Source organism: Caballeronia sp. GAWG1-5s-s, from assembly GCF_023631445.1.
In the GTDB taxonomy this organism is placed as follows: Bacteria; Pseudomonadota; Gammaproteobacteria; order Burkholderiales; family Burkholderiaceae; genus Caballeronia.
On record NZ_JALQDC010000085.1, the window covers coordinates 1 to 229 of the forward strand.

Sequence of the window (229 nt, forward strand, 5' to 3'; positions counted from 1 at the left end):
AAATTACCCTGGACGTCCTGCTGCTCCGTCACGACATTTAGCACTTGCCCGGACAGGCCACTGATATCCAGCATGGCCCCATCCATGATCTCCAGGCGCCGAATAGCATTCACTGGAATACGCCTCAGCGCGGTACTGGCGTCATTGCCCTTGCCAGTGATTCTCTGACCGTTAATCAGCACATTCTGCGAAGCATCTCCCAAGCCTCGGTCGTCGCTCACTTCAGTAA

The 229-nt window shown here is 55.0% G+C and carries 1 protein-coding gene; it reads right to left on the bottom strand.

Going from position 1 to position 229, the window contains the following annotated elements; translation table 11 throughout:
• Positions 1–229: TonB-dependent receptor plug domain-containing protein (locus tag NCR34_RS27990; RefSeq protein ID WP_250501450.1), on the bottom strand; the 229-nt coding region annotated here is incomplete at both ends.